Origin of the sequence: Ensifer sp. Root954, assembly GCF_001429005.1 — a bacterium.
GTDB lineage: Bacteria > Pseudomonadota > Alphaproteobacteria > Rhizobiales > Rhizobiaceae > Ensifer > Ensifer adhaerens.
In genome coordinates this window covers 168,141-194,119 of record NZ_LMJM01000022.1, presented here as the reverse complement: position 1 = coordinate 194,119, position 25,979 = coordinate 168,141, and the positions used below count along the sequence as shown (strand labels likewise).

Annotated in this window: 26 protein-coding genes; 8 read left to right on the top strand and 18 right to left on the bottom strand. The window is 62.7% G+C overall.

From position 1 onward, the window contains the following. Window positions 1-110: 110 nt before the first annotated feature. From ASE71_RS12915 to ASE71_RS12885, 7 genes are all read right to left on the bottom strand, one after another. Window positions 111-680: a CarD family transcriptional regulator gene (locus ASE71_RS12915; protein WP_034802893.1), complete on the bottom strand. Its 570-nt coding sequence runs from the start codon at window positions 678-680 to the stop codon at window positions 111-113. 411 nt (window positions 681-1,091) lie between these two features. After that, complete coding sequence (fdxA, locus tag ASE71_RS12910) at window positions 1,092-1,430, bottom strand: ferredoxin FdxA (protein ID WP_060521473.1); 339 nt, start codon at window positions 1,428-1,430, stop codon at window positions 1,092-1,094. Between the two features lie 270 nt (window positions 1,431-1,700). Continuing rightward, window positions 1,701-2,114, bottom strand: coding sequence for an RNA-binding S4 domain-containing protein (locus tag ASE71_RS12905; RefSeq protein WP_060521474.1), 414 nt, complete (start codon window positions 2,112-2,114; stop codon window positions 1,701-1,703). An 8-nt stretch (window positions 2,115-2,122) separates the two neighbouring features. Further along, window positions 2,123-5,188, bottom strand: a complete 3,066-nt coding sequence (locus tag ASE71_RS12900) for a helicase-related protein (protein WP_060521579.1) — start codon at window positions 5,186-5,188, stop codon at window positions 2,123-2,125. A gap of 653 nt (window positions 5,189-5,841) precedes the next feature. Continuing rightward, entirely contained in the window at window positions 5,842-6,567 is a 726-nt protein-coding gene (locus ASE71_RS12895) for a beta-ketoacyl-ACP reductase (protein ID WP_060521475.1), read from the bottom strand. Between the two features lie 17 nt (window positions 6,568-6,584). After that, on the bottom strand, window positions 6,585-6,836 hold the full coding sequence (locus ASE71_RS12890) for a hypothetical protein (protein ID WP_156400763.1): 252 nt from the start codon (window positions 6,834-6,836) through the stop codon (window positions 6,585-6,587). A gap of 121 nt (window positions 6,837-6,957) precedes the next feature. Then, window positions 6,958-8,139 (bottom strand): acetyl-CoA C-acetyltransferase, encoded by a 1,182-nt coding sequence (locus ASE71_RS12885; RefSeq protein WP_060521477.1) that lies wholly within the window; start codon window positions 8,137-8,139, stop codon window positions 6,958-6,960. 223 nt (window positions 8,140-8,362) lie between these two features. Between ASE71_RS12885 and phaR the strand changes: the two genes are divergently transcribed. Continuing rightward, on the top strand, window positions 8,363-8,941 hold the full coding sequence (gene phaR / locus ASE71_RS12880; RefSeq protein ID WP_034802922.1) for a polyhydroxyalkanoate synthesis repressor PhaR: 579 nt from the start codon (window positions 8,363-8,365) through the stop codon (window positions 8,939-8,941). 94 nt (window positions 8,942-9,035) lie between these two features. Here the strand turns inward: phaR and ASE71_RS12875 are convergent, their stop codons facing one another. The 5 genes from ASE71_RS12875 to mtgA form a co-directional block, all read right to left on the bottom strand. After that, window positions 9,036-9,437, bottom strand: coding sequence for a hypothetical protein (locus tag ASE71_RS12875; protein WP_060521478.1), 402 nt, complete (start codon window positions 9,435-9,437; stop codon window positions 9,036-9,038). A 157-nt stretch (window positions 9,438-9,594) separates the two neighbouring features. Next, window positions 9,595-9,780, bottom strand: coding sequence for a 50S ribosomal protein L32 (gene rpmF, locus ASE71_RS12870; RefSeq protein WP_034802928.1), 186 nt, complete (start codon window positions 9,778-9,780; stop codon window positions 9,595-9,597). Between the two features lie 145 nt (window positions 9,781-9,925). After that, window positions 9,926-10,573: a glutathione S-transferase family protein gene (locus tag ASE71_RS12865; RefSeq protein ID WP_034802931.1), complete on the bottom strand. Its 648-nt coding sequence runs from the start codon at window positions 10,571-10,573 to the stop codon at window positions 9,926-9,928. Continuing rightward, window positions 10,570-11,304, bottom strand: coding sequence for a DUF1868 domain-containing protein (locus ASE71_RS12860; RefSeq protein ID WP_060521479.1), 735 nt, complete (start codon window positions 11,302-11,304; stop codon window positions 10,570-10,572). The genes ASE71_RS12865 and ASE71_RS12860 overlap by 4 nt, the downstream gene beginning before the upstream one ends. A 102-nt stretch (window positions 11,305-11,406) precedes the next feature. After that, on the bottom strand, window positions 11,407-12,180 hold the full coding sequence (mtgA, locus tag ASE71_RS12855) for a monofunctional biosynthetic peptidoglycan transglycosylase (RefSeq protein ID WP_060521480.1): 774 nt from the start codon (window positions 12,178-12,180) through the stop codon (window positions 11,407-11,409). A gap of 145 nt (window positions 12,181-12,325) precedes the next feature. Between mtgA and ASE71_RS12850 the strand changes: the two genes are divergently transcribed. The 3 genes from ASE71_RS12850 to ASE71_RS12840 all read left to right on the top strand — a co-directional run bounded on the left by ASE71_RS12850 (window position 12,326) and on the right by ASE71_RS12840 (window position 15,024). Beyond that, window positions 12,326-13,240: a polyprenyl synthetase family protein gene (locus ASE71_RS12850; protein ID WP_060521481.1), complete on the top strand. Its 915-nt coding sequence runs from the start codon at window positions 12,326-12,328 to the stop codon at window positions 13,238-13,240. Window positions 13,241-13,244: 4 nt separating this feature from the next. Beyond that, on the top strand, window positions 13,245-14,300 hold the full coding sequence (hisC, locus tag ASE71_RS12845) for a histidinol-phosphate transaminase (protein ID WP_060521482.1): 1,056 nt from the start codon (window positions 13,245-13,247) through the stop codon (window positions 14,298-14,300). Between the two features lie 82 nt (window positions 14,301-14,382). Beyond that, window positions 14,383-15,024, top strand: coding sequence for a LysE family translocator (locus tag ASE71_RS12840; protein WP_034802945.1), 642 nt, complete (start codon window positions 14,383-14,385; stop codon window positions 15,022-15,024). Between the two features lie 28 nt (window positions 15,025-15,052). On the opposite strand, the gene ispG is transcribed toward ASE71_RS12840, so the two are convergent. The 4 genes from ispG to ASE71_RS12820 form a co-directional block, all read right to left on the bottom strand. Beyond that, window positions 15,053-16,306 carry a flavodoxin-dependent (E)-4-hydroxy-3-methylbut-2-enyl-diphosphate synthase gene (gene ispG, locus ASE71_RS12835; RefSeq protein WP_060521580.1) on the bottom strand — a complete coding sequence of 418 codons (1,254 nt, stop codon included), beginning with the start codon at window positions 16,304-16,306 and terminating at the stop codon, window positions 15,053-15,055. 163 nt (window positions 16,307-16,469) lie between these two features. Further along, window positions 16,470-17,654, bottom strand: coding sequence for an MFS transporter (locus ASE71_RS12830; RefSeq protein WP_060521483.1), 1,185 nt, complete (start codon window positions 17,652-17,654; stop codon window positions 16,470-16,472). 29 nt (window positions 17,655-17,683) lie between these two features. Beyond that, on the bottom strand, window positions 17,684-18,070 hold the full coding sequence (locus ASE71_RS12825; RefSeq protein WP_034802951.1) for a glyoxalase/bleomycin resistance/extradiol dioxygenase family protein: 387 nt from the start codon (window positions 18,068-18,070) through the stop codon (window positions 17,684-17,686). Then, window positions 18,067-18,849 (bottom strand): DeoR/GlpR family DNA-binding transcription regulator, encoded by a 783-nt coding sequence (locus tag ASE71_RS12820; RefSeq protein WP_113544721.1) that lies wholly within the window; start codon window positions 18,847-18,849, stop codon window positions 18,067-18,069. The genes ASE71_RS12825 and ASE71_RS12820 overlap by 4 nt, the downstream gene beginning before the upstream one ends. A gap of 55 nt (window positions 18,850-18,904) precedes the next feature. Here ASE71_RS12820 and ASE71_RS35750 point away from each other — a divergent pair, with 55 nt between their 5' ends. From ASE71_RS35750 to ASE71_RS12805, 4 genes are all read left to right on the top strand, one after another. After that, window positions 18,905-19,126 carry a hypothetical protein gene (locus ASE71_RS35750; RefSeq protein ID WP_134885887.1) on the top strand — a complete coding sequence of 74 codons (222 nt, stop codon included), beginning with the start codon at window positions 18,905-18,907 and terminating at the stop codon, window positions 19,124-19,126. After that, on the top strand, window positions 19,123-19,896 hold the full coding sequence (locus ASE71_RS12815; protein WP_060521485.1) for an amino acid ABC transporter substrate-binding protein: 774 nt from the start codon (window positions 19,123-19,125) through the stop codon (window positions 19,894-19,896). The genes ASE71_RS35750 and ASE71_RS12815 overlap by 4 nt, the downstream gene beginning before the upstream one ends. Before the next feature lie 107 nt (window positions 19,897-20,003). Then, window positions 20,004-20,684 carry an amino acid ABC transporter permease gene (locus tag ASE71_RS12810; protein ID WP_089044284.1) on the top strand — a complete coding sequence of 227 codons (681 nt, stop codon included), beginning with the start codon at window positions 20,004-20,006 and terminating at the stop codon, window positions 20,682-20,684. Further along, complete coding sequence (locus ASE71_RS12805) at window positions 20,681-21,442, top strand: amino acid ABC transporter ATP-binding protein (RefSeq protein ID WP_060521486.1); 762 nt, start codon at window positions 20,681-20,683, stop codon at window positions 21,440-21,442. Before ASE71_RS12810 ends, ASE71_RS12805 begins: the two co-directional genes overlap by 4 nt. 121 nt (window positions 21,443-21,563) lie before the next feature. Here the strand turns inward: ASE71_RS12805 and pyc are convergent, their stop codons facing one another. Next, a complete protein-coding gene (gene pyc / locus ASE71_RS12800) occupies window positions 21,564-25,022 on the bottom strand; it encodes a pyruvate carboxylase (RefSeq protein WP_060521487.1) in 3,459 nt (1,152 codons plus the stop codon). 119 nt (window positions 25,023-25,141) lie between these two features. Continuing rightward, entirely contained in the window at window positions 25,142-25,882 is a 741-nt protein-coding gene (locus ASE71_RS12795; RefSeq protein ID WP_034802969.1) for a helix-turn-helix transcriptional regulator, read from the bottom strand. Window positions 25,883-25,979 lie beyond the last annotated feature (97 nt).

Below are 25,979 nucleotides of genomic sequence, written 5' to 3'. Positions count from 1 at the left end.
CTTCTGCCGGCCTTTATAAATGCGCCCGGACGGCAAAAGTTCCATGCGATCAAAGAAAAAGCCCGGCGCGATGGCCGGGCTTTTTGGAAGTCTCAGTGCAGTCGGACAGCTTATGCAGCTTCGTCCTGAGCGTCGTCTTCGTCGATCGCCTTGCCGCGCTTCGGACCCTTGCTGAGGTTGGCCTCGACGAGGCGAACAGCTTCGGTTTCCGACATCTTGTTGACGGCAGCGATTTCGCGCGCCATGCGGTCGAGGGCAGCTTCGTAGAGCTGGCGTTCGGAATAGGACTGTTCCGGCTGGTTTTCGGCGCGGTAGAGATCGCGCACGACTTCCGCGATGGAAATCAGGTCGCCGGAATTGATCTTGGCATCGTATTCCTGGGCGCGGCGCGACCACATGGTGCGCTTCACGCGAGCCTTGCCCTGCACAACCTTCAACGCGCGGTCGACGAAATCGGTTTCGGAGAGCTTGCGCATGCCGATGCTGACGGCCTTGGCCACTGGCACTTTCAGGCGCATCTTGTCCTTCTCGAAATCGATGACAAAAAGCTCAAGCTTCATGCCGGCGACTTCCTGCTCTTCGATCGCCACGATCTGGCCAACGCCGTGGGCCGGATAGACGATCGATTCACCGGTCTTGAAGCCCTGGCGTGTCGAAGATTTTTTCTGCTGGGTCGTCATTCGTTTCAAAAACTCCCTGTTTCGCGCCGGCCATTCTGGCCGGGGCCGGGTCAGTGAGGCCCGGGATAGACGGGGATACCGCCGGGTGGGTACATCCTGGTCCGTCCAAGGAATGCAAACAGCCTCATAAAATGCGGTCACAACAGAGCAACGCCATGTTGCGTACTAGGGAGAAACCGCGTTTTGGAGATCGTTTGCTTTCGTGATGGTTTTCGGGCGCGCAAAAACACCCTCTGTGGATCAGTAGAAGGAACCTATCACAAAAAAGTGCCGAAATCAATAATTTGCTGCATGGCAGCCATCAAGCCACCATTCTCGCAACTGCGAGCGCGGCTCGTGTTTTCCCCAGCTTTGCGCCCCGGGGGCAGCTTTGCTTCGTCAGCCTCGACGAACGGCGGCGACCGCTTCGTCTCAGTCGCCCTGGCCCGGCTCGGTCGAGAAGAACTTCTCGTACTTGGCTTCGACGCCGTCCATCTCCTTCGCTTCCGGCATCGGGTCGCGCTTGACGGTGATGTTCGGCCACTTCGAAGCGAAATCCGCGTTCAGTTTCAGCCACATATCAAGACCCGGCTCGGTATCCGGCTTGATCGCCTCGGCAGGACATTCCGGCTCGCAAACGCCACAATCGATGCACTCGTCGGGATGAATGACGAGGAAATTCTCACCCTCGTAGAAGCAGTCCACGGGGCAGACTTCGACACAGTCCGTATACTTGCAGCGAATGCAATTGTCGGTCACGACATACGTCATGAGGTACTCCAGCCAATGCTCACGTTTGATGGCAGACGGCAATCAATGGTGATGCTCGTCGTCCGCGCATGCTAGGAATGTCCGGCGCACATAGCTGCCGAAGCAAACCCGATGCACCCAACGTGGGTCTGTCAGGTAAAGGCTTTATGGACCCTTTGCAAGAATATTCAATGCGCGAAACGCCACGGCAAAGGCAGAGTTTTCTAAAGGCTGTCGCGCAAAAGCGCGTCGTGTTTTACAGCCAGCGGCGGGCAGGGTTCGCGGCGCCCATCAGTCCTCGCGCGGATCGAAATCGGGCTTTAGCCGATCGGTTTCCCGCCGCTCCTTCTTCGTCGGCCGGCCCGCTCCGCGCTCGCGCGTGGCAAGCTCGTAGGCCGACAATTTCTCCTTCGGCTGCTCTGGCGTCAGATCGTCGTAAAGCAGACGCGCTTCCTCATAGGGACCGCGCCGCTCACCCGGGCCCAGGACCCGGACGATCAGACTGCGCCGGTCGAGCGCAAGTTCGAGCATATCGCCCGTCTTCAATTGAAACGACGACTGCGTCACGCGCTCGTCATTGACGGCGACACGGCCATCCTCGATCGCCTTTTGCGCAAGCGATCGGGATTTGATCAGCCGCGTGAAAAACAGCCACTTGTCGAGACGCTGGCGCGATGCCGGGTTGGACGCAGGCTGTTTTTCCATGGTCTACCTTACTTCTTCATCTGCTCCTTGAGAGCAGCAAGCTTGGCGAAGGGCGAATCCGGATCCAACGGCTTTTCGCGACGCGGCGGACGCGCCTCGAATTTGCCCTGACCCGGCTTGCCGCCGCGGTCGTGACGATCATGACGCTCGCCGCGATCCTGACGCGGGCCGCCTTCCGGCTTGCCACCGTCATGGCGCTTACCACGCGCCTGCTGACCACCCTTGCGCCCGCCTTCACGTCCTTCGCCCTGGCCCTGGCCCTGGCCACGCCCGTGGCGCTGACCGCCGCGACGCTGGTCGCCCTCGTGGCGGCCACCGCCCTGGCGCTGGTTGTCCTGACGGGTGCCGGGACGCCAGAGCAGAACGGGTTTGGCTTCGACCGGCTCGCCGGTCTCCGTCACTTGGGTCTCGGTCACCTGAGCCTCAGCAGGCTGGGCCCCGTCGGCAGCGACGGCAACGTCAGCTTCGGCCTTTTCGGCCTCGGCAGCAGGTGCCTCGACGACTGCAGTCTCGGCTTCTGCCGCACTGTCGCCGGCATCGGCGTCATCAACCGCAGCGACCGGTTCGGAAGCGGCGGCAGCAGCCGCAGCACCACCATCCTGGCCCATGAGGAAGGCCTGGGCCTCCTCGGCCTTGACGCTGTCTGCGCGGTAGCCGAGGCCCTTCAGGATCTCTTCCATGTCGTCGGGCGTTGCACCGAGGATCGAGAGCATGGAGGTGGTCGCTGTAAAGCGGCGGCCGTCATAGGCGCCTTCCGGACGCGGCTGCGTGCCCGGTTTCCACTGAAGGAGCGGTCGGATGAGGTCAGCGAGGCGCTCGAGGATATCGATGCGCACCGCACGCTTTCCGAGGAAGCGGAAACCGGCGAGCTTGTAGAAGGTCCGCTCGAAAGACGGATCGGTAACGACAGACGTACGGCCGGCGGCGAGCATCGGGATGAGGTCGCCATAGCCGGGCTTGTCGAGGCCGTCGTTCTTCAGCGCCCAGAGGAGCGTGATGAGTTCGGCCGGAGCCGGCTTCAGGAGCGCCGGCAGGAAGATGTGGTAGGCGCCGAAGCGAACGCCGTACTTGCGGATCGAAGCGCGACCGTCCTGGTCGAGCGACTTGACGTCGTCTGCGACATCGCGGCGGAACAGCACGCCGAGGTTTTCGACGAGCTGGAAGGCGAGGCCCTTGGCGAGACCTTCGAGATCTTCAGCGCGTGAAATATCGTCGAGCGGCTTCAAGACCGTTCCGATGTGATGGTTCACGAAACGCTCGATGCGCGCCAGAACGTGCTCGCGGGCGTTCGCCTGCAGCTGATCATCGGCCAGCAGGATGACGCGCGGGCGCATGACGTGGTCGCTTGCCGTCAGACGGGCGACGGGATCGCCGAGCCAGCGCACAAGACCATCCGACGAAAGCGCCAGGTCGTTGTTGCCGGAAGCATGCAGCCGCGCGGCGCGTGCCTCAAACTCGAGCGCCAGCGCCTTCTGGGCAGCACCCTGCACAGCCTTGGCATCCGGGCCATCGCCGCCGGTCGCCAGCGTAAACCGGAAACCGGTTAGTTGTCCTACGTGATGACCTTCAACGAAGACATCACCATTCACACTGATTTCAGCTTCCAGCATAGCATTCTCTCTCAGGCGCTTCATGAGCACAGATGTCCTGCGATCAACAAAGCGTTTCGTCAACCGTTCATGTAGTGCGTCGGATAATCGATCTTCAATTTCCCGCGTCTTTTCTTGCCAGTGTGTCGGATCGGCCAGCCATCCTGGCCGGTTCGACACATAAGTCCATGTCCTGATCTGCGCGATTCGCGCCGAAAGTGTGTCGATCTCACCGTCCGTATGATCGGCCCGCCTGACCTGCTCGGCCATGAAATCTTCGTTTACGGTACCGCGGCGGACAAGATCCGCGTAGATCGTCGAGATCAAGTCGGCATGTTGAGCCGGTGTAATGCGCCGATAGTCCGGCAGCGCGCAGGCTTCCCACAGTTTTTCCACCCGCTCGGCATTGGTCGTGATGTCGACGACCTCAGGGTAGCGGGCCAAATGCTCGAACGCCTGCTGGTCTACCGCAGGTAGCGCCCGGGCAAGGCCGGGAACCGTCGGCGCGGCCTCAAGACTCTTCTTCAGAGCGGCAATCGACGCGTAGTCGAACGCCTTCGAGCGCCACTGTAGCACCTTCACCGGATCGAACTCATGCGCCTCGATACGGTGGACCAGCTCGTTGTCGAAGGGATCGACGCGGCCGGTCACACCGAACGTACCGTCACGCAAGTGCCGGCCGGCGCGGCCGGCGATCTGCGCGAGTTCGGCCGGGTTGAGATTGCGGAACTGATAGCCGTCGAACTTGCGGTCCTGCGCGAAGGCGACATGGTCGACGTCGAGATTGAGGCCCATGCCGATCGCGTCGGTCGCGACCAGGTATTCGACGTCACCTTCCTGGTAGAGCGCCACCTGCGCATTGCGCGTGCGCGGCGACAGCGCGCCGAGCACGACGGCGGCACCGCCACGCTGGCGGCGGATCAGCTCGGCGATCGCATAGACCTCGTCGGCAGAGAAGGCGACGATCGCCGTGCGGTGCGGCAGACGGGTTATCTTCTTCGAACCGGCATAGAGCAGTTGCGACATGCGCGGTCGCTCGACGACGGTGATGCCGGGCAGCAACTGCTCGAGGATCGGCCGCATCGTTCCGGCACCAAGCAGCAGCGTCTCGCCGCGACCGCGCAGGTGCAGGATCCGGTCCGTGAAGATATGGCCGCGCTCGAGATCTCCGGCAAGCTGCACTTCATCGATCGCGACGAAGGACGCCGTCGTCTCGCGCGGCATGGCCTCGACGGTGCAGACCGAATAGCGCGCGCGATGCGGGGTGATCTTTTCCTCGCCGGTGATCAGCGCGACATTGTGGTGGCCGACCCTTTCGACCAGGCGCGTATAGACCTCGCGCGCGAGAAGCCGCAGCGGCAGGCCTATGACGCCGCTGTCGTGCGCAATCATGCGCTCGATCGCGTAGTGCGTCTTGCCGGTATTGGTAGGCCCGAGCACCGCGGTGACACCGCGGCCGCTCAGGATCATGGGGTGAACGGACACGTCATCGATCCCGGGCATTCAGAAATTACGGCAGCGTCTTTTCACGCTGGCGGCAAACACATGCCCACGCACCGAGCCAAACGCAAGGGGCGCCGACAACTAAAACCATCGCTTGGCATCTCTCAGCCCATTGCACCACCTGTTGTGGTCGGCGCAATCGACAATTGGAACAGCCGCGGAACGAATCGGCGACGAATCGACGACTCGTTGTGATTCACTGTATGTTCACGACTACATATAGATTTCAACACCGAACGTTGCACCACATGCTGAATCTGGCACTGATTCCGCACGTCAGGGCCCGCGACTCGCCTGAATCCTGGCTGTGCCACCGCCAGACAGATCAAAGGATTCCGAATCCAAGACTCTGGAAAGCCTGGAAAATTTTTCACGAAATTCGTCAGGGATTCACCCAAGGGAGAGAATGAGAATCGCAGTTTAGAGTCGCGACCAGTGCGGGAACATTCGGCAGCGACTCGCAGACCGCGCGTCATTCCACCTTTGTTCTCCACAAGATATAGTGTCTACGCCCCACTCCGGCAACGGAACTGCCAGCGCAACTTCAGGATTTCGAGCGGGATTCTCAGCGCTGCCGCCGCATGGAAACGGCGCCTCGAAAGGCGCCGTCCGGTAATGTTCGGCTTGTCTGATGCTCAGACGAAAAACTGTCCGCCGTTCGCCGAAATCGTCGAGCCGGTGATGAAGCCGGCATCGTCGGAGGCGAGGAACACCACGCAGCGGGCGATTTCTTCCGGTTCGCCGAGGCGGCCGACCGGGATCTGCGGGATGATGCGCTCGTTGAGCACCTTCTCCGGCACCGCCCGCACCATCTCCGTGCCGATATAGCCGGGGCAGATCGCGTTCACGGTAATGCCCTTGGCAGCCCCTTCCTGGGCGAGCGACTTGGTGAAGCCGAGATCGCCGGCCTTGGCCGCCGAATAGTTGGCCTGCCCCATCTGGCCCTTCTGGCCGTTGATCGACGAGATGTTGATGACGCGACCGAAGCCACGGTCGCGCATGGCCGACCAAAGCGGATGCGTCATGTTGAAGAGACCGGTGAGATTGGTTCCGATCACCTCACCCCATTGCTCCGGCGTCATCTTGTGAAACATGGCATCGCGGGTGATGCCGGCATTGTTGACGAGCACATCGACCGGACCGAGATCGGCCTCGACCTTGGCGATGCCCTCGGCACAGGCCTGATAGTTGGAAACGTCCCATTTGTAGACCGGGATGCCGGTTTCCTGCTTGAAGGCCTGAGCCTTCTCGTCATTGCCGGCATAGTTGGCAGCCACCTTGTAGCCGGCATTCTTGAGTGCGATGGAAATTGCCGCACCAATGCCGCGCGACCCACCCGTGACCAATGCTACCCTGCTCATATGCGCCTCCCACTTGATCAGTTCAGTTTTTCGAATGCCTTCTGCATCAGCTTTTCGCCGACCTGTTGCCCGTAGAGCCCGGCGGCCGCTTGAAACTGCGGCGTAGCCAGCGCGGACAGAGCCACCTCGCACTTCTCCAGCGCGAGGCCCATCATCACCGCGGAGAGCTGCTCCAGCGACACCTTCAATGCGCCGCTGTCATCTCTCAAGGCCGCGACCATCACGTCCTTGAAAACGCTCTCCTCGTCGGAAGTCGTATGTTCCAGCATGCACTCTACCAGCCGCGCCTCATCGAGAGGCGCGGGATTGGCATGTGCAGAAACGATCGGCGAACCGGCCAGAAGCAGGGAAAATGGAACCCACCTGGCGCTGTTCATGCCGCCAGACCGATCAGAGCCGCTCGACGCACATGGCGACGCCCATGCCGCCGCCGATGCAGAGGGTTGCAAGCCCCTTGGAAACGCCGCGGCGCTTCATTTCGAAAAGCAGCGTGTTGAGCACGCGGGCGCCGGAAGCGCCGATCGGGTGACCGATGGCGATCGCGCCGCCATTGACGTTGACGATCGACGGATCCCAGCCGAGGTCTTTGTTGACCGCGCAGGCCTGGGCAGCGAAGGCTTCGTTGGCCTCCACCAGCTCGACATCGCCGATCGCCCAGCCGGCCCTTGCCAACGCCTTGCGCGACGCCGGGATCGGGCCGGTGCCCATGACCTGCGGATCGACGCCGGCGGTTGCCCAGGAAACGATACGGGCAAGCGGCTGGATGCCGCGCTTGGAGGCCTGCGCCTCGGTCATCAGCAGGGTGGCTGCGGCGCCGTCATTGAGGCCGGAAGCGTTGCCGGCGGTGACCGTGCCTTCCTTGTCGAAGGCGGGGCGCAGCTTCGTCATCTGATCGAGCGTTGCGCCGTGGCGGATATATTCGTCCTGGTCGACGGTGACGTCGCCCTTGCGACCCTTGACGATGAAGGGAATGATCTCGTCGGCAAAGCGCCCGGCCTTCTGGGCGGCTTCGGCCTTGTTCTGCGAGGCGAGCGCGAACGCATCCTGCTCCTCGCGGCTGAGCTGCCACTGGCGAGCGACGTTCTCGGCGGTGATGCCCATGTGATAACCGTAGAAGGCGTCGGTCAGGCCGTCCTTGATCATCGTGTCGATCATCTTGAAGTCGCCCATCTTCACGCCGCCGCGAAGATGCGAGCAATGCGGCGCCATCGACATGGACTCCATGCCGCCGGCGACGATGATCTCAGCATCACCGGTTGCAATCTGCTGCATGCCGAGCGCGACGGCGCGCAGGCCCGAGCCGCAAAGCTGGTTCATGCCCCAGGCGGTCTTTTCCTGAGGAACGCCCGCCTTCATCGCCGCCTGGCGCGCCGGGTTCTGGCCTTCGCCGGCCTGCAGCACCTGGCCGAGGATCACCTCGTCGACCTCGGCAGCCTCGACGCCTGCGCGCTCGAGCACGCCCTTGATGACGGCAGCGCCAAGTTCATGCGCCGGCGTATTGCCAAAGGCACCGTTGAAGGAACCGACCGCGGTGCGGCCGGCGCTGGCGATCACGATGGAGGGATTGCTCATGGGACGTTTCCTCAGATCTTCTTGCCTAATGCAGGCAGACTGGCAAAGCGCGCGACGCAAGTCAAACGCCTTGATGCAGTGCCACAAAAGCGTCACCTAAAACGCAACCGCAAGATTTTGCACTTGCGTCGCCGCAACGCACAAAGACATTGTCAGCGGCGCGCTTTTGCGGATACTCTGAAAAACGCAATAAAGACGGGATGATGGGGGAGAGGAGACCCTGATGGCGAAGCACGAAGGCCAGATCGTTATCAAAAAATATGCAAACCGGCGGCTCTACAACACCGGGACCAGCACCTATGTCACGCTCGACGACCTGGCTGTGATGGTGAAGAAGGGTGAGGACTTCATCGTTCAGGATGCAAAATCCGGCGAGGACATCACCCATTCCGTGCTGACGCAGATCATCTTCGAGCAGGAGTCCAAGACCGGCAACACGCTGCTGCCGATCTCCTTCCTGCGCCAGCTGATCTCGTTCTACGGCGACCAGATGCAGATGGTGGTGCCGAGCTATCTCGAACACTCGATGCAGGCTTTCACCGAGCAGCAGTCGCAGATGCGCGAGCAGATCAACAAGGCCTTCGGCGACACGCCGCTCGGCAAAAACCTGCAGGTTCCGCTGCAACTTGTCGAAGAGCAGGTGCGTCGCAACACCGAGATGTTCCATCAGGCCATGCAGATGTTTTCGCCCTTCATCACCGCGCCGCCCGTGAAGGAAACAAAGAAGGCCGAAGCCAAGGATATCGACGAGCTGAAGGAGCAGCTTCGCGCGCTCCAGACCAAGCTCGACAATCTCGGCTAAGCAGGACCACCAGGCAGGAATACGGTTCCTGCCTTCACCTCACCTGAACAGAGATCGCGGAAATCGGGGCGGCGTCGCCCCGAACCATCTGGACCTAGAGGCCGATCGACACGTCCCGGCCGGCCGAGCGCATCGACACGGCAAAGCCGGCGATAACATCGATGAAGCTGATGGTCGTCAGGATGAAGAAGAGCTGCGTTGCCGCCGGTGCGAGCAGCAGAAATTCGATCAAAAAGACGATGAACAGGATCATCGAGAGCAGATGATCCATCAGTGCGCGGCTGCTCGTGCGCGTCGCTTTCAGCAATTCGACGAAGAGCAGCAGCAGGGCGCCGACGATCAGAAGGTCGCCGAAGCGCATCGTCCAGGTCGCGCCTGATAGCATGGAGAGCGACACCATGTCGGCGTTCAGGCCGGCGAGGCCGCCGAACATTCCGATCATCGCGAGATTGTAGATTGCAAAAGGTAGGATCAGCAGCGGTATGGCAGCAAGCATCAGAACTCCTTGACCGCGTTTATGGTGGACCATGTATATGCGGCGTCGTCACGCAAGGCGCCAGCGATACCACGGCGTCCAAGCAAGATCATGTCAGATGCAAAACAAAAGGGCCGGCAGAGCCAGCCCTTTGAACCTAACCCGCGAACGGAAACGCTTATGCGCTTTCCTTCGGGGTCAGAACCTGACGGCCACGGTACATGCCGGTCTTCAGGTCGATGTGGTGCGGGCGACGCAGTTCGCCGGAGTTCTTGTCTTCGACGTAGGTCGGGGTCTTCAGAGCGTCAGCCGAACGGCGCATGCCACGCTTGGACGGGCTCGTTTTTCTTTTAGGTACAGCCATTTCATTCTCCACTTATCGGGCAAACACTGTTCAGCAGCCGAAATGGCCGTGTAAAACAGATGTTAATCACGGAAATTTGGCGCGCTTATACATGGACAACTGCCGTTTGACCAGTCCCCACGGGCAATTTTTCGACTCGACCTTTTCAGACCTCGTCTTCGGCGACGACCCACGGCTCTGCGCGGGCGGCCTCCTCCCATTTCAGGAACGCCGGATGTGCCTTCACGCGGTTCATGTAGCCGAGCGTTTCTCGATCCGCAACGAGATCGTAGACGTCGAAGCGGTTAACCACAGGCGCGTACATCGCATCGGCCGCGCTGAAGGACCCGAAGAGGAACGGGCCACCGGAACGCGCAAGCGCCTCCGTCCAGATCTGCTCGATACGTGCCACGTCCGCGCGGACGTCCGCGCCAACGTCCAGCGCCTGCTTTGGCCGACGGATGTTCATCGGGCAGGCACCACGCAGAGCGCGAAAACCGGACAGCATCTCCATCGAATAGCTGCGCGCCCGGGCGCGCGCCTGAGGGTCGGCCGGCCACAGCCCGGCGTCGGGAAAGAGTTCGGCGACATATTCGATGATCGCCAGCGATTCCCAGATAAGCAGGTCCCCGTGGCGCAGCAGCGGCACCTTTCCGGTCGGCGAGATCGCCCGGATCTCCGGATTGCCGGCGGCGAAATCGAACGGAATGACCACGTCCGAGAAATCGATGCCGACTGCCGTCATCGCGATCCATGGCCGCATCGACCAGGACGAATAGTTCTTGTTGCCGACATAGAGTGTAAGTCCGGTCATTTCTGTTCCTTGATTGCTGGTCTCTCCGAGAAAACGATCAGTTCCTCGAAATGGTTCATGTCCTCGAACGAGCAGAAGGCCGGCGGATCGAGCGCGATCACCGGCGCCTGCTCGCGCAGAAAAGCGAGCTGCTCGTCCAGCATCGCCTGCCAGCGCGGCAGCGCCGCATCGTCGAGCCAGTCGACGGGGTAAGCATAGGTGATGTGGAATTGGTAGTCGTCATGATCCGGATGGCGATAGCCGAAGGCTTCCGCGAAAGCGTCGCGCCAGGCCTTGAGACAGGCGCGGTCGGCGGCACCGTCGCCTTCGAGCGCAAGGCCCGTCGGCGTGATCTCGGTCACGCGGGCGCGGAACTGCTCCAGCGGCGCAAAATGCGCAAGCCGTTCGCAATAGTGCGCCGTCATCACCTCGATCGGCGTATCGAGCGGCATGTCGGCCGGCCAGTAAGGGAGCTTCCGGCGGTGTTCGATGATGCCCTGGAAGATCGTCATGTGCAGGCTGGACGGGTGGGTAAAGGCGAACTGCCCCGCCTCGGGCATCGCCATCACCCGGTCGCGCACCGCAAGCACGGCGGCCTCGGACGGCGATCCGGCGGCAACGTGAGACACAACCGTGTTGCCCGGTTCCGAAAGGAACTGGCCTTCGGTGTTGTAGCGCGTTCCGAGATGTCTCGGCGGGGCATCGTTGGCGCTGCGGCCAAGGGCGAGAAGCGAGGGGGAAATCAAGGTCATGGAGCAATCGGGCCTTTCGAAGGGAGAGAGGCCCAGATGGCAGAACTCTACAACGCGAGCATGACATCGCCCGACGAGCCCATCCAATGAAAAGGTCTGATCCTAATTATAAAGGCAGGTGATGTAACCGCCGGAGCGGCTGGCGCGGCGCTCGATCAGGTTCGCCAGACGCTTGAGACCGCGGCCTGGTTTTCCGGCGTTGCGCTCCTTCGGATTGGGCAGCGACACCGCAAGCAGCGCCGCCTGCCGGCGCGAGAGCTTCGACGCCGAAACCCCGAAATGATGGCGGGCGGCCGCCTCGATACCATAGATCCCGTCGCCCCATTCGGCGATGTTCAGATAGATCTCCATCATCCGCCGCTTGCTCCACACGAAGTCGGCGGCGACCGCCAGCGGCAGTTCCATGCCCTTGCGCAGGAAGGAGCGACCGTTCCAGAGATAGAGGTTCTTGACCGTCTGCATCGGAATGGTGCTCGCGCCGCGGGTCGATTCCCCTTCGAGCGCATCCTCGACCACGCCCCGCATCTGGCCCCAGTCGACGCCGTCATGCGCGCAAAACTGCCCGTCCTCCGACATCATCACCGACTGCACCAGAACCGGGGCGATATCATCGAACTCGACCCATTGCCGATCGTAGCCGCGCAGCAGCACGAGATCGCGCAGCATGAGCGTCGAGACGGGATGGATGAACTCCACCAGGTAGAGAACGATCAGCGCGTAAGGAAGGACGAGAAAGCCCAGAACAGCCAGGAGGATCTGGCGGCGACGCGTGCGCAACGTCCGGCGAAGCGAAGACCAGCGACTGGAAGGCAATTCGCCCTCCTCGCGCGCTTCCGGAACGACGTTCGCGGCCTGACTGTTCACCTCGCTGTCCATCCGCTTCTCTTAGTGCATGCGCAGGCAGAGTTGAACGGGCTTTCTGGCAAAAGGCAAGGCGCGGAGAAGGCTGTCCCAGGGAAAGCGCGCGGCTGCGACACGAATCCCCGTTGAAAGCCCTCTTCGCCCATGTCAAAGAGCGCGCATGAGCCAGGACACATCGCCTTTTACCCGTCGCCTCGCCACCAATGCCCGCACCGTCGAGGGTCTGCTGGAACGTCTGCTCGGCCAGACGACGGAAGCCGACGAAATCGCCCGGCCGGCAAACCTGCTCGCGGCCATGCGCCACGGCGTGCTGAACGGCGGCAAGCGTCTGCGCCCCTTCCTGGTGATCGAATGCGCCGATCTGCTCGGCGGCAATCGCGATGCGGCCTTGCGCGTCGGCGCGGCACTCGAATGCGTGCATTGCTATTCGCTGGTCCATGACGACCTGCCGGCGATGGACGACGACGACATGCGCCGCGGCCAGCCGACCGTGCACAGGGCCTTCGACGAGGCGACGGCGATTCTTGCCGGCGACAGCCTGCTGACCTTTGCCTTCGACATCATCGCAGCACCCGAAACAGCGCTTTCGGATGCGCAGAAGGTGGAGCTGGTCCTGGCGCTCGGACGCGCCGCCGGCCACGGCGGCATGGCCGGCGGACAGGCGCTCGACCTGGCCGCGGAAAAGTCGCCACCGGACGAGGCCGGGATCGTCACGCTGCAGGCGATGAAGACAGGTGCCCTGATCCGATTTGCCTGCGAGGCTGGCGCCATCGTCGCCGGCGCCGCGAAGGAGGACCGCGCGCGGCTTCGCGCCTTCGGCGAAAAGATCGGCCTTGCCTTCCAGCTTGCCGACGACCTGCTCGACCTTACCGCGGATGCGGAGACCATGGGCAAGGCAACCGGCAAGGACGCCGCCCGTGGCAAGGGCACGCTGGTCGCGCTCAACGGCCAGACCTGGGCGGAAGACCGGCTGGAGCAACTGGTCGTCGAAGCCGAAGCGCTGCTTGCGCCCTATGGAGCGCGCTCGGCCATTCTCGTCGAAGCCGCCCGTTTCATCGCCAATCGCAGGAGCTAGATCCATGAGCAAATACTGGTCGCCGATCGTCTCCAAGCTGAAGCCCTACGTGCCTGGCGAACAGCCGCGCATCGCCAACCTGGTGAAGCTCAACACCAACGAATGCCCCTACGGTCCGTCTGAGAAGGTGCTCGACGCGATCGCCGCGGCAGCGAGCAGCGATCTTCGCCTTTATCCGGACCCGCTGGCGCTGAAGCTGCGCCAGGCCATCGCCGTACGCTATGGCGTGACCGCCGAAGAAGTCTTCGTCGGCAACGGCTCGGACGAGGTGCTGGCGCACATCTTCGCCGGCTTGCTGAAGCACGACGCGCCGCTGCTCTATCCGGATATCTCCTACAGCTTCTATTCGACCTATGCGCGGCTCTTCGAGATCGACACGGTCGAGATCCCGCTCAGCGATCGCTTCGAGATCGATCTCGCCGACTACGACCGACCCTGCGGCGCGATCATCCTGCCGAACCCGAATGCCCCGACCGGCATCGCTTTGCCGCTCGCCGACATCAAGCGGCTGGTCGCAAGCCATCCGGACCAGCCCGTCGTCATCGACGAGGCCTATGTCGATTTCGGCGGCCAGTCGGCCGCAGAACTGGTTTCGAAATACGAGAACCTCTTGGTGGTCCAGACCTTCTCCAAGTCGCGCGCACTTGCGGGCTTGCGCGTCGGCTTCGCCATTGGCCAGCGCCCGCTGATCGAGGCGCTGGAGCGGGTGAAGGACAGCTTCAACTCCTATCCGCTCGGCCGCCCGGCCCAGGCCGGCGCCATCGCCGCGATCGAGGATGAAGCCTGGTTCGAGGACACTCGCGCCAAGATCATCGCGTCGCGCGACCGGCTCACGGCCGAACTGACAGCGCGCGGCTTCGAGGTGCTGCCTTCGTCGGCAAACTTCGTTTTCGCACGGCATCCCGGCCATCGCGGAGAAACGCTGATGAAGGCGCTCCGCGAGCGCGCCGTGCTGGTGCGCCATTTCGCCAAGCCGCGCATCTCCGATTTCCTGCGCATCACCATCGGCACCGATGCCGAATGCGCGCGCCTGATCGAGGCGCTAGACGAGATCCTCTAAGTTGTCTCGGTGACATTTTCGCCGTTTCAAACAAGCGATGGACTGATCTAGCCTCCGGCGACCGAGCCGGAGCTTGTCTTACATGTTCGACCTGACGCCCTATCTGCCGCAGCTTCTCATTGCCTGGACCGCCTATCTGATCGCGACCGCATCGCCGGGGCCGGCGATCCTGGCGATCATCACCACCTCGGTCAGCCAGGGACGAAAGGCGGGCCTGGCGCTTGCCCTTGGCGTTCTGACGGGAAGTTACACCTGGGCAATGCTGACGGCCTCCGGTCTCTCGGCGCTGATCCGCGCCTATGGCCACGCGATCATCGTGCTCAAGATCGCCGGCGCCTGCTATCTCTTCTGGCTCGCCTATAACGCGCTACGCGCCGCCATGCGCAGCGACAAGAGCGCGATCGTACCGACGGCAAAGGTGCAGACCTCGCTGAAGCGGCTCTATCTCAAGGGGCTCGGCATCCACCTGACGAACCCCAAGGCGATCTTCTCCTGGATCATGCTGGTGTCACTCGGCATGCCCGCGGGCGCGCCGGTCGGCGTTACCGCCACTTTTATCGGCGGCTGCATGGTCTTGGGTCTGATGACCTTCTGCGGCTTTGCGATCGTCTTCTCGCTCACGCCGGTACACCGCGCTTATCTCAAGTCCAGGCGGTTGATCGAGAGCCTGATGGCCGGCTTCTTCGCCTTTGCCGGCTTCAAGCTGCTGACATCACGGCTCTGAGGCCACAGCGTGGACAAAGCGCGGCTGCTTACTCAGCGGCCGCCTGGCCGCGGCCGTAGCGCTTCTCGATATAGTCGGAAACCAGCGTCTCGAAGTCGCCGGCAATGTTGGGGCCGCGCAGTGTCATTGCCTTCTCGCCGTCGATGAAGACGGGGGCGGCCGGCATTTCGCCGGTGCCGGGCAAAGAGATGCCGATATCGGCATGTTTGCTTTCGCCCGGGCCGTTGACGATGCAGCCCATGACCGCGACCTTCAGGCCCTCGACGCCGGGATACTTCTCGCGCCAGACCGGCATGTTGCGGCGGATGTCGTCCTGGATCTTCTGGGCGAGTTCCTGGAACACCGTGGACGTGGTGCGTCCGCAGCCGGGACAGGCGGCAACAACAGGGATGAACTGACGGAAACCCATGACCTGCAGCAATTCCTGCGCCACCTGCACCTCGCGGGTGCGGTCGCCGCCGGGCTCAGGCGTCAGCGAAATGCGGATCGTATCGCCGATGCCCTGCTGCATGAGGATGCCGAGCGAAGCGGACGAGGCGACGATGCCCTTCGTGCCCATGCCGGCCTCGGTGAGGCCGAGATGCAGTGCGTGGTCCGAGCGGGCCGACAACATGGCATAGACGGCGATCAGGTCCTGAACGCCGGAAACCTTGGCCGAAAGGATGATGCGGTTGCGCGGCAGACCGATCTCTTCGGCGAGTTCCGCCGAGAGCAGCGCCGACTGCACGATCGTCTCGCGCGTCACCTCTTGCGCCGTCAGCGGAAAACCGTTCGCCTTGTTCTCGTCCATCAGCCGCGTCAGCAGTTCCTGGTCGAGCGAACCCCAGTTGACGCCGATGCGCACCGGCTTGTCGTAGCGGATCGCCATCTCGACGATCTCGGCGAACTGCTTGTCCTTCTTGTCCTTGAACCCGACATTGCCCGGATTGATGCGATACTTCGCCAGCGCCTCGGCGCAGGCCGGATGATCGGCAAGCAGCTTGTGGCCGATATAGTGGAAGTCGCCGACGAGCGGCACGTCGAGACCAAGGCGCTCGAGCCGCTCGCGGATCTTCGGCACCGCCGCCGCACTCTCGTCGCGGTCGACGGTGATGCGCACCAGTTCCGAACCGGCCCTGTGCAGCGCGGCCACCTGGGCCACGGTCCCATCGATATCGGCCGTATCGGTGTTGGTCATCGACTGGACCACGACCGGTGCGCCGCCCCCGACGATGACGCCGCCGACATCGACGGCGACGGAGGCGCGGCGGGGCTGCGGATCGAAATCGAAGGCGGAAGACATGAAGGCCTCTTCGTGGGTCACTGAGCCGGGCGAGGATGCGGGCAGAACCCACATGGACTTTCCTCAACTCGCCCTGGCCATTTGCCCATCAGGTGGATGAGGAAAGCCTGATTGTCAACGGCGACATCATGCCCTGACGGCGATTTGATGGCGCTGTTCCGTCTCAGTGCCCCTTAGCGTGATCCGCATGGACCGCATGGTGCGACAAGAGAAGCACGACGATGAAGAGCAGCGGCACCGAGGCGAAGATGATGGCAAAGCCCGTATGCTCGGCAACGAAGCCGATCAGCGACGGCGCGAACAGCATGCCGGAATAGCCCATGAAGGTCGCGACCGAGAGCCCGATGCCCGGCTGCAGGCCCGGCATGTTGCCGGCGGCCGAAAACGCGATCGGCACCATGTTGGAGATGCCGATGCCGGCGATCGCAAAGCCGAGGATGGCGATATAGGCATTGGGCGCCGTGCCCGCGACGATCATGCCGCCGAGTGCCGTGACGGTGCAGATGCGGAGCGTCCGTTTGGCGCCGAAGCGATCCCGCACGAAATCGCCGGCAAAACGCATGGTCGCCATGGTGGCGGAGAAGGCGGCAAAGCCGAAGCCGGAAAGCTCAACGGAGGCGCCAAGCTCGTTGCGCAGATAAAGCGCACCCCAGTCGAGCACTGTGCCCTCAGGCACCATCGAGAACAGCGCCATGATGCCGATCAGCCAGGGGAGCGGCGTCATCGGCAGGCGCAGCTTTTCCTTGGCTGCGCCCGGATGCGGCTTGTCGGCCAGGATCATCGGCCAAGCGGCGACGATCAGCACCAGGCAGATCGCAGTGACGACGAGGACATGCGGCAGCACACCGAAGCGGGCCATGAGGAAGCCGCCGATACCGGCACCGATAAGGCCGCCGAGGCTCCAATAGGCATGGCAGGACGACATGATCGCCCGGCGCATGGATTTCTCGACCTCGACCGCATTGGCGTTCATCGCGACGTCCATCGCGCCGGCAAAACCGCCAAGCAGGAACATGGCGACAGCCGCCGTCCAGACATCGGGGACAAGCGTCAGAAGCAGAAGCAACGGCGACAGGATGATGGCGGTGACCTTGACCACCTTCTGCGACCCCACACGGGCGATATAGCCGCCGGCAATCGGCATGAGCACCAGCGAGCCAATACCGAACATCAGGATCAACAGGCCGAGCACGCTTTCGCTGATGCCGAGCCGGTCCTTGAATTCCGGGATCTTCGGCGCCCAACTGCCGATGACGAAGCCGTTCAATAGGAAGAGCAGCGAAACCGCCAGCCGGTTGCGGGTCATGTAGCCCTGGCGGACGGTCGCGGAAGGAGAACGTTGGTCCATGGTCTTGCCTCTGTGCCGGGTCGCCCGGCTCAAATTGTGATTTCGATCAGATTTCCATCGGGGTCGCGAACAACAGCCTCATAGAAGCCATCGCCGGTCCATCGCGGTTTTGCGACCAGAATGCCCTTAGCCTCGGCGCGCGCGGCCATCGCCTCGACCGCCTGCTCGCTGCCGAGCGACAGCGCCACATGGGCAAGGCCGGTACGTTCTTCAGCCGGATCGGCCGGCCCAACCCAGGGGCCTTCCATGATCTCGAATGCCGGCCCGTCGCCAAGCGTCAGGAACCGCGAGCGAAAGCCCGGCCGCCGTCGGCTTTCATAGATCTCGCCGACTTCGGCGCCGAAGAAGGACGACCAGAAGCTGGCAATCGCCTCGAGGTCCCGCGTCCAGAGCGCCACATGCGTGATCGTCGTCATTCCGTCTCTCCCGCTATCAGGATCTCTGCCCCCGCCGCCTCGAAGGCCGCCCGATGCTCCGCCGACGCATCCGCCTCGAGCAGCAGCGTCACCTTGTCATTGATATCGACGACCCCGTGCGCCGCGGCCGTACCGAGCTTGTCGCTGGTGACGGCGACAACCAGGCGCCGGCTTCGCAACGCAATGAGCCGCTTGAATTCCGCATCCTCGAAATAGATCGCCGTCAGGCCCGCAGCGGCATCGGCGCCGCACGTACCGAGAAAGCAGAGATCGGGCCGGAGCCGTTCCACATCGCGCTGAGCCCGCGCACTGATCGCCGCACCGACGGCACGGTTGAGCGGGCCGCCGAGCAGGATCAGATCGACGCCAGGCTTCTCCATGAGCGCAACGGCAATCAGCGGTGTGTTGGTGACGACGGTGACCGGCAGTTCCGGCTCGATCAGTTGCGCGATCGCAAGATTGGTCGAGCCGGCATCGAGGAACACGGTCATATCAGGCTTGATCAGGCCGACCGCCGTACGCGCCAGAGCCGCCTTGCGTTCCGGCGCCATCGCCACCCGTTCTCGCAATGTGCTATGGGCCGCCGGCGCGACCGGAAGTGCGCCACCATAGACGCGCTCGCACAGTCCTGCCGCCGCCATTTCCCGGAGATCACGGCGGATCGTGTCTTCGGAAACGCTAAGCTCAGCCGCAAGATCAGCAGCCAGCACCCGGCCATTGGCCTTCAACCGCTCCTGGATCAGCGTCTTTCGCTCACGAAGAAGGAGTTCGCCTGACATTTTCACTAACCGTGTATAAACGTGCATGAATCGCGATAAATGTGCATAGCAACTTTTGAAACCGTTTTCAAGCCGGCGCAGCGCCCAAATCGGAGCGGCGCGCGAATTTCGACAAACCGTGGCTTTTGCGCGCAATCGGGGTCAATTCGAGGAAAATTCTTCATCAAAACGCTCAGGAATTGGTGTTTTATACGCTCAGATCGCCGATTTTTTATGCGATTGTCCGCTCAATCCGGACGACGGGCCGGGCAAGAAAGAAGATGGAAAATCACGATGAAACTCCTCCCCACGCTGTTTGCCGCCGCTCTGATGCAGGTTGCCGCACTTGGCTCCGCTGAAGCCGGCGAGAACCTCGATGCGATCAAATCTGCCGGTGTCCTGAAGATCGGCACCGAGGGCACCTATGCCCCGTTCACCTATCACGACGCCTCCGGCGCGCTCGTCGGCTTCGACGTGGAGATCGGCCACGCCGTCGCCGAGAAGCTCGGCGTCAAGGCTGAATTCCTCGAAGGCAAGTGGGACGGCCTGATCGCCGGCCTCGACGCCAACCGCTACGACACGGTCATCAACCAGGTCGGCATCACCGAGGAGCGCAAGAAGAAGTACGACTTCTCCGAACCCTATATCGCCTCCAAGGCCGTGCTGATCGTCAAGAGCGACAACGAGGAGATCAAGGGCTTTGCCGATCTCAAGGGCAAGAAGTCGGCCCAGTCGCTGACCAGCAACTTCGGCAAGCTCGCAACCGCGTCCGGCGCCGAACTCGTCGGCACCGACGGCTTCGACCAGTCGATCCAACTCGTCTTGACCGGCCGTACCGACGCGACGATCAACGACAGCCTCTCCTTCCTCGACTTCAAGAAGAAGAAGCCTGACGCCCCGGTCAGGATCGCCGCTGAGCAGGCCGATGCCGACTTCTCCGGCATCATCATCCGCAAGGGCGAGCCGGAGCTTCTCGAGGCGATCAACAAGGCGCTCGTCGACATCAAGGCCGACGGCACCTACGACAAGATCTCGCAGAAGTACTTCGGCGCCGACGTCTCGAAGTAACCCGATCACTGGGCCCTCGGCCGGTTTCTCAGCCGGCCATTCTCGGCTATGAAAAAGCGATCCGTTCCGGACCCCGGGGCGGATCGCGCTTTTTGAAAGGCTCGCCCTTGACCACCTGGCTCCCACTGATGCTGGAATCCTTGCCGTCCCTGCTCTGGGCCGGCCTGACCTTTACCATCCCCCTGACGCTGCTTTCCTTCATCTTCGGCCTGATCCTGGGGCTCGTCACCGCCGTCGCCCGGCTCTTCGGGCCGGCACCGGTCGCCTGGATCGCGCGCTTTTACGTCTGGGTGATCCGCGGCACGCCGTTGCTGGTCCAACTGTTCGTGATCTTTTACGGCCTGCCGAGCGCCGGCATCCTGCTCGACGCCTTCACCGCAGCGCTCATCGGCTTCTCGCTGAATGTCGGCGCCTACACCTCCGAGATCATTCGCGCGGTGATTTCGTCGGTCCCGCGCGGACAATGGGAGGCAGCCTATTCGATCGGCATGAGCTGGAGCCAGGCGATGCGCCGCACGATCCTGCCGCAGGCAGCCCGCGTCGCCGTGCCGCCATTGTCGAACACATTCATCTCGCTGGTGAAGGATACGTCGCTTGCCGCCGCCATTACCGTGCCCGAGATGTTCCAGACAGCGCAGCGCATCGTCGCCACCACCTACGAGCCGCTGATCCTCTACATCGAGGCGGCGCTGATCTATCTTGCCATGAGCTCCGTTCTTTCCGCCCTGCAGGTCAGGCTGGAGCGACGCTTCGCCCGCTATGGCGGCTTCCTGGAGGCACGCACATGATCGAGCTCTCCCACATCGAAAAGCGCTTCGGCGACAATCTCGTGCTGAAGGATATTTCCGTGACGCTCGCCGAGGGCACTGTGACCGCGCTGGTCGGCCCGTCCGGCGGCGGCAAGAGCACGCTGTTGCGCTGCATCAACCTTCTGGAGATCCCGACCTCCGGATCGATCAGGCTTGGCGACGAGAAGCTTGAATTCGCCCCTGGCCGCAAGATCGGCTGGACGGCGATCCAGCGTCTGCGCCGGCAGACCGGCATGGTGTTCCAGAACTTCCAGCTCTTCCCGCACCAGACCGCACTCGGCAATGTCATGGAAGGCCTCGTCACCGTGCTGAAATGGCCGGCGGACAGGGCAAAGACCCGGGCAATGGAACTGCTCGAAAAGGTCGGCATGGCGCACAAGGCCGACGCCTGGCCGGCAACACTTTCCGGCGGCCAGCAGCAGCGCGTGGCGATCGCCCGTGCCCTTGCCCCTTCGCCGCGCGTGCTTCTCTGCGACGAGCCGACCTCGGCGCTCGACCCTGAACTGGCGGAAGAAGTGGTCGAAGTCCTGAGCCGGCTTGCCCGCGAAGGCACCACCATGGTCATGGCCACCCACGACCTCCGGCTCGCCTCGCGCGTTGCCGACAAGGTGATCTTCCTCGACGGCGGCCTCATCGTCGAAAGCGGCGCGCCAAAGACGATCTTCTCGGCGCCCGAGCGCGAGCGAACGAAGAAGTTCATTGCCTCGCTCAGCGCTCCGCACGACTACGAGATCTGAAGGGAAGCATTGGGACCGGTTCCATTGGCCTAGGCGCTAAGCAGCCGTCGTCTCATCCATCGCAAAACAAAAACGGCCGTATTCGCATCCGGCCGTTTTTGTCTGTCCGTGTGGCAAACGCTTACGCGTCGAAGACGATCAGCAGGTCCTTGGCGTCGATCTGGTCGCCGGCGCGCACCAGAACTTCGGCGACCGTGCCGTCCTTCTCGGCATGCAGCGCCGTTTCCATCTTCATCGCCTCGATCGAGAGTAGCACGTCACCGGCCTTAACCGCCTGGCCCGGATGAACCGCGACGGTCGAGATGACGCCCGGCATCGGCGCGCCGAGCTGGGCGGCGTTGCCGCCCTCGGCCTTGCGGCGCACGGCGCTCGTCGCACTGCGGTTGCGGTCCGGAACCTTGATCAGGCGCGGCTGGCCGTTGAGTTCGAAGAACACCTTGACCATGCCCTTCTCGTCCGGCTCGCTCTTGGCCTGGTGCAGGATAACCAGCGACTTGCCGCGCTCGATCTCCGGCTGCAGCTCCTCGCCCGGTCCAAGCCCATAGAAATAGGCCGGCGTCGGCAGCACGCTGACCGGACCATAGGTGTCGGCCGCGACCGCGTAATCGGTGAAGACCTTCGGGTACATCAGGTAGGAGGCGAACTCGAAGTCGTCGACCTTGCGCTCGAGCTTGTCCTCGATCGCCTTGCGCTCCGCGTCGAGATCGGCCGGCGGCAGCAGCGAGCCGGGAACGGCGGTGTAAGCCTTCTCGCCCTTCAGCGCCTTCTTCTGCAGCGCTTCCGGCCAGCCGCCCGGCGGCTGACCGAGATCGCCCTTCAGCATCGAGACGACCGAATCCGGGAAGGCGATATCCTTGGCCGGGTTCTCGACGTCGGCAACCGTCAGGTCTTGCGAGACCATCATCAGCGCCATGTCGCCGACCACCTTGGAGGACGGCGTCACCTTGACGATGTCGCCGAACATCTGGTTGGCATCGGCATAGGCCTGGGCAACGCGGTGCCACTTGGTTTCCAGCCCGAGCGAACGGGCCTGCTCCTTGAGGTTGGTGAACTGACCGCCCGGCATTTCGTGCAAGTAGACTTCCGACGCCGGTCCCTTGAGGTCGCTTTCGAAGGCGGCGTACTGGTAACGCACTGCTTCCCAATAGAAGGAGATGCGGCGGATCCATTCGGGATCGAGGCCCGGATCACGCTCCGAGCCGCGCAGCGCCTCAACGATCGAGCCGAGGCAGGGCTGGGAGGTGTTGCCGGAGAGTGCGTCCATCGCCGCATCGACCACATCGACGCCGCTGTCGACGGCGGCAAGCACGGTCGCAGCCGCAATGCCCGAGGTGTCGTGGGTGTGGAAGTGGATCGGCAGGTCCGTCGCTTCGCGCAGCGCCTTGAACAGCACGCGCGCGGCGGCCGGCTTCAACAGGCCCGCCATGTCCTTGACGGCGATCATGTGCGCGCCGGCCTTTTCGAGCTCGGCCGCCAATGCCGTGTAGTACTTGAGATCGTACTTCGGGCGGGCCGAGTTCAGGATGTCGCCGGTGTAGCAGATTGCCGCCTCGCAGATGCGGTTCTCTTCAGCAACGGCCTCCATCGACACGCGCATGTTGTCGACCCAGTTGAGGCAGTCGAAGACGCGGAAGACGTCAATACCGCCCTTCGCCGCCTGGCGCACGAAGTACTTCACGACGTTGTCGGGGTAGTTCTTGTAGCCGACGCCGTTGGCGCCGCGCAAAAGCATCTGCAGCAGCAGGTTCGGCGCGTCCTCGCGAATGCGGGCGAGACGATCCCACGGGTCCTCGGTGAGGAAGCGCATGGAAACGTCGAAGGTCGCACCACCCCAGCATTCGAGCGAGAACAACTGCGGCAGGGCACGAGCATAGGTGCCGGCGACGCGGGCGATGTCATGCGTACGCATGCGGGTCGCAAGCAGCGACTGATGGCCGTCGCGCATCGTCGTATCGGTCAGGAAAACCTGCTTTTCACCGCGCACCCACTCGGCGAATTTCTTCGGGCCGAGCGCGTCGAGCTTCTGCTTGGTACCGGCGGGGATTTCGCCCTGGATGAACGGCACGACGGGCTTGGCCGCATCCGCCGGCGGCTTCGGACGGCCCTTGGCCTCCGGATGACCGTTGACGGTGACGTCGGCGAGATAGGTCAAGAGTTTCGTCGCACGGTCCTGGCGCCGGACCTGCTGGAAGAGTTCCGGCGTCGTATCGATGAAGCGGGTGGTGTAGGTGTTGTTGCGGAACTGCTCGTGGCCGATGATCGCCTCGAGGAAGGTGAGGTTGGTCGCCACACCGCGGATACGGAATTCGCGCAGCGCCCGGTCCATGCGGCTGATCGCTTCCTGAGGCGTGCTGCCCGAGGCCGTGACCTTCACCAGCAGCGGATCGTAGTAGCGGGTGATGTAGGCGCCGGTATAGGCCGTGCCGCCGTCGAGACGGATGCCGAAACCGGCCGCCGAACGATAGCCGGTGATGCGGCCGTAGTCGGGAATGAAGTTCTGTTCCGGATCTTCCGTGGTGATGCGGCACTGCAGCGCGTGGCCGTTGAGGCGGATGTCAGCCTGGTCAGGCACACCCGATTGCGGCGTGCCGATCGCCTCGCCGTCGAGAATGTGGATCTGCGCCTTGACGATGTCGATGCCGGTCACCACTTCGGTGACGGTGTGTTCGACCTGGATGCGCGGGTTCACTTCGATGAAGTAGAACTTGCCGGTGTTCACATCCATCAGATACTCGACGGTGCCGGCGCCGATGTAGTTGGTCGCCTTGGCGATCTTCAGCGAGTAGTTGGCCAGTTCCTGCCGCTGCGCATCGGAGAGGTAGGGCGCCGGCGCGCGCTCGACGACCTTCTGGTTACGGCGCTGGATGGAGCAGTCGCGCTCGAAAAGATGCACGACATTGCCGTGGGTGTCGCCGAGGATCTGGCTTTCGACGTGGCGGGCGCGTTCGACCAGCTTTTCGAGATAGACCTCGTCCTTGCCGAAGGCGGCCTTGGCCTCGCGCTTGGCTTCCGTCACCTCGCGGATCAGATCCTTCGGATCGCGAATGGCGCGCATGCCGCGTCCGCCGCCGCCCCAGGAGGCCTTGAGCATGACCGGGTAGCCGATCTCGGCGGCCAGGCGATGGATTTCCTTTTCGTCGTCCGGCAGCGGATCGGTGGCCGGCACGACCGGAACGCCGACGGAAATGGCGAGGTTGCGGGCTGCGACCTTGTTGCCGAGCTGGCGCATCGTCGCCGGGCGCGGACCAATGAAAATGATGCCGGCGGCGTCACAGGCATCGACGAATTCCGGGCTTTCCGACAGCAGGCCGTAGCCCGGATGAATGGCGTCGGCACCCGAGAGTTTGGCGACGCGGATCACTTCCTCGATCGACAGGTAGCTTTCGATCGGGCCGAGGTCGCGCGCAAGATGCGGGCCGCGGCCGATCTGGTAGCTTTCATCCGCTTTAAAGCGGTGCAGCGCGAGTTTGTCCTCTTCCGCCCATATCGCGACCGTTTTCAGACCGAGTTCGTTTGCAGCGCGAAAGACGCGGATGGCAATTTCAGAACGGTTGGCAACAAGGATCTTCGAGATAGGCAAGTCGGTCTCCTCAATGACTTGATATTGCGGGAAATGCTGCACCCGCGAAATAAAGTATTAGCGGGTCACCGGGCAGAGCGCAATTTCAGATGCGACAGGAAACCGAATGCCTTTCGACTTTAGGAAATCAGGCCGAGGCGGAAGGCGATCGCCACGACGTGGTGGCGGTTCTTGGCCTTCAGCTTTTCCTGGATTCCGTTCATGTACCAATCGACCGTGTGGCTCGAAATATCCAGCACCTTGCCGATGTCGTTGGAGGTCAGTCCGTCGGCGAGATAATTGAGGGCTTCCATTTCGCGCCGCGTCATTTGCACTTCGACGCGCGAACCGAGTTCGGCCGAAACCTCGGGGTCGGTCAGGTCCAAGAGCTTCCAGAACAGCCGCTTGGCGATCGAGTCGAACAGGCTGATCTCGACAGGGCTCAGGTCGACGACGCGGCCGCCGACCGTCAGGTTGCCGAGCAGACCGCGCCGGCCGTGCACCGGGAAGATGTAGCCGTCGTAGAGACCGTGGTTGCGGGCCTCGATCATCATGCTTTCCATGCGCTTGCGATGCGGATCGGAGCGGAAAGCAAACAGCGTATCGCGCCAGCGGAAACCACGCTGGGCATGGCCGAGATAGCGGATGGTCGGGTCGATCACCACGAACTTCTTGCGGATATAGATCTGTGGCCAGCCCTCGGGCCAGCGACCGGCAAGCAGCAGCCTCAGCGGGTTATCATGCGGCTTGGGCTGGCGCACGACGCCGTAGAAGTCGAAGCCGCAGCGATCGAGCAGGCGCTCGAATTCCGGGATGATTTCTTCGCGTGTCTTCATCTCCTCCAGAAGCGCGAGAAACTGTACGAGCAGCGTAATGTTCATGGATCACCTTCCAGGTCGATGCATATGGTCGCATTTCCGAATCCGGACATAAAGGCACCGTTCAGCGACCATTCATGTTGCACCCGCGATAATCCGT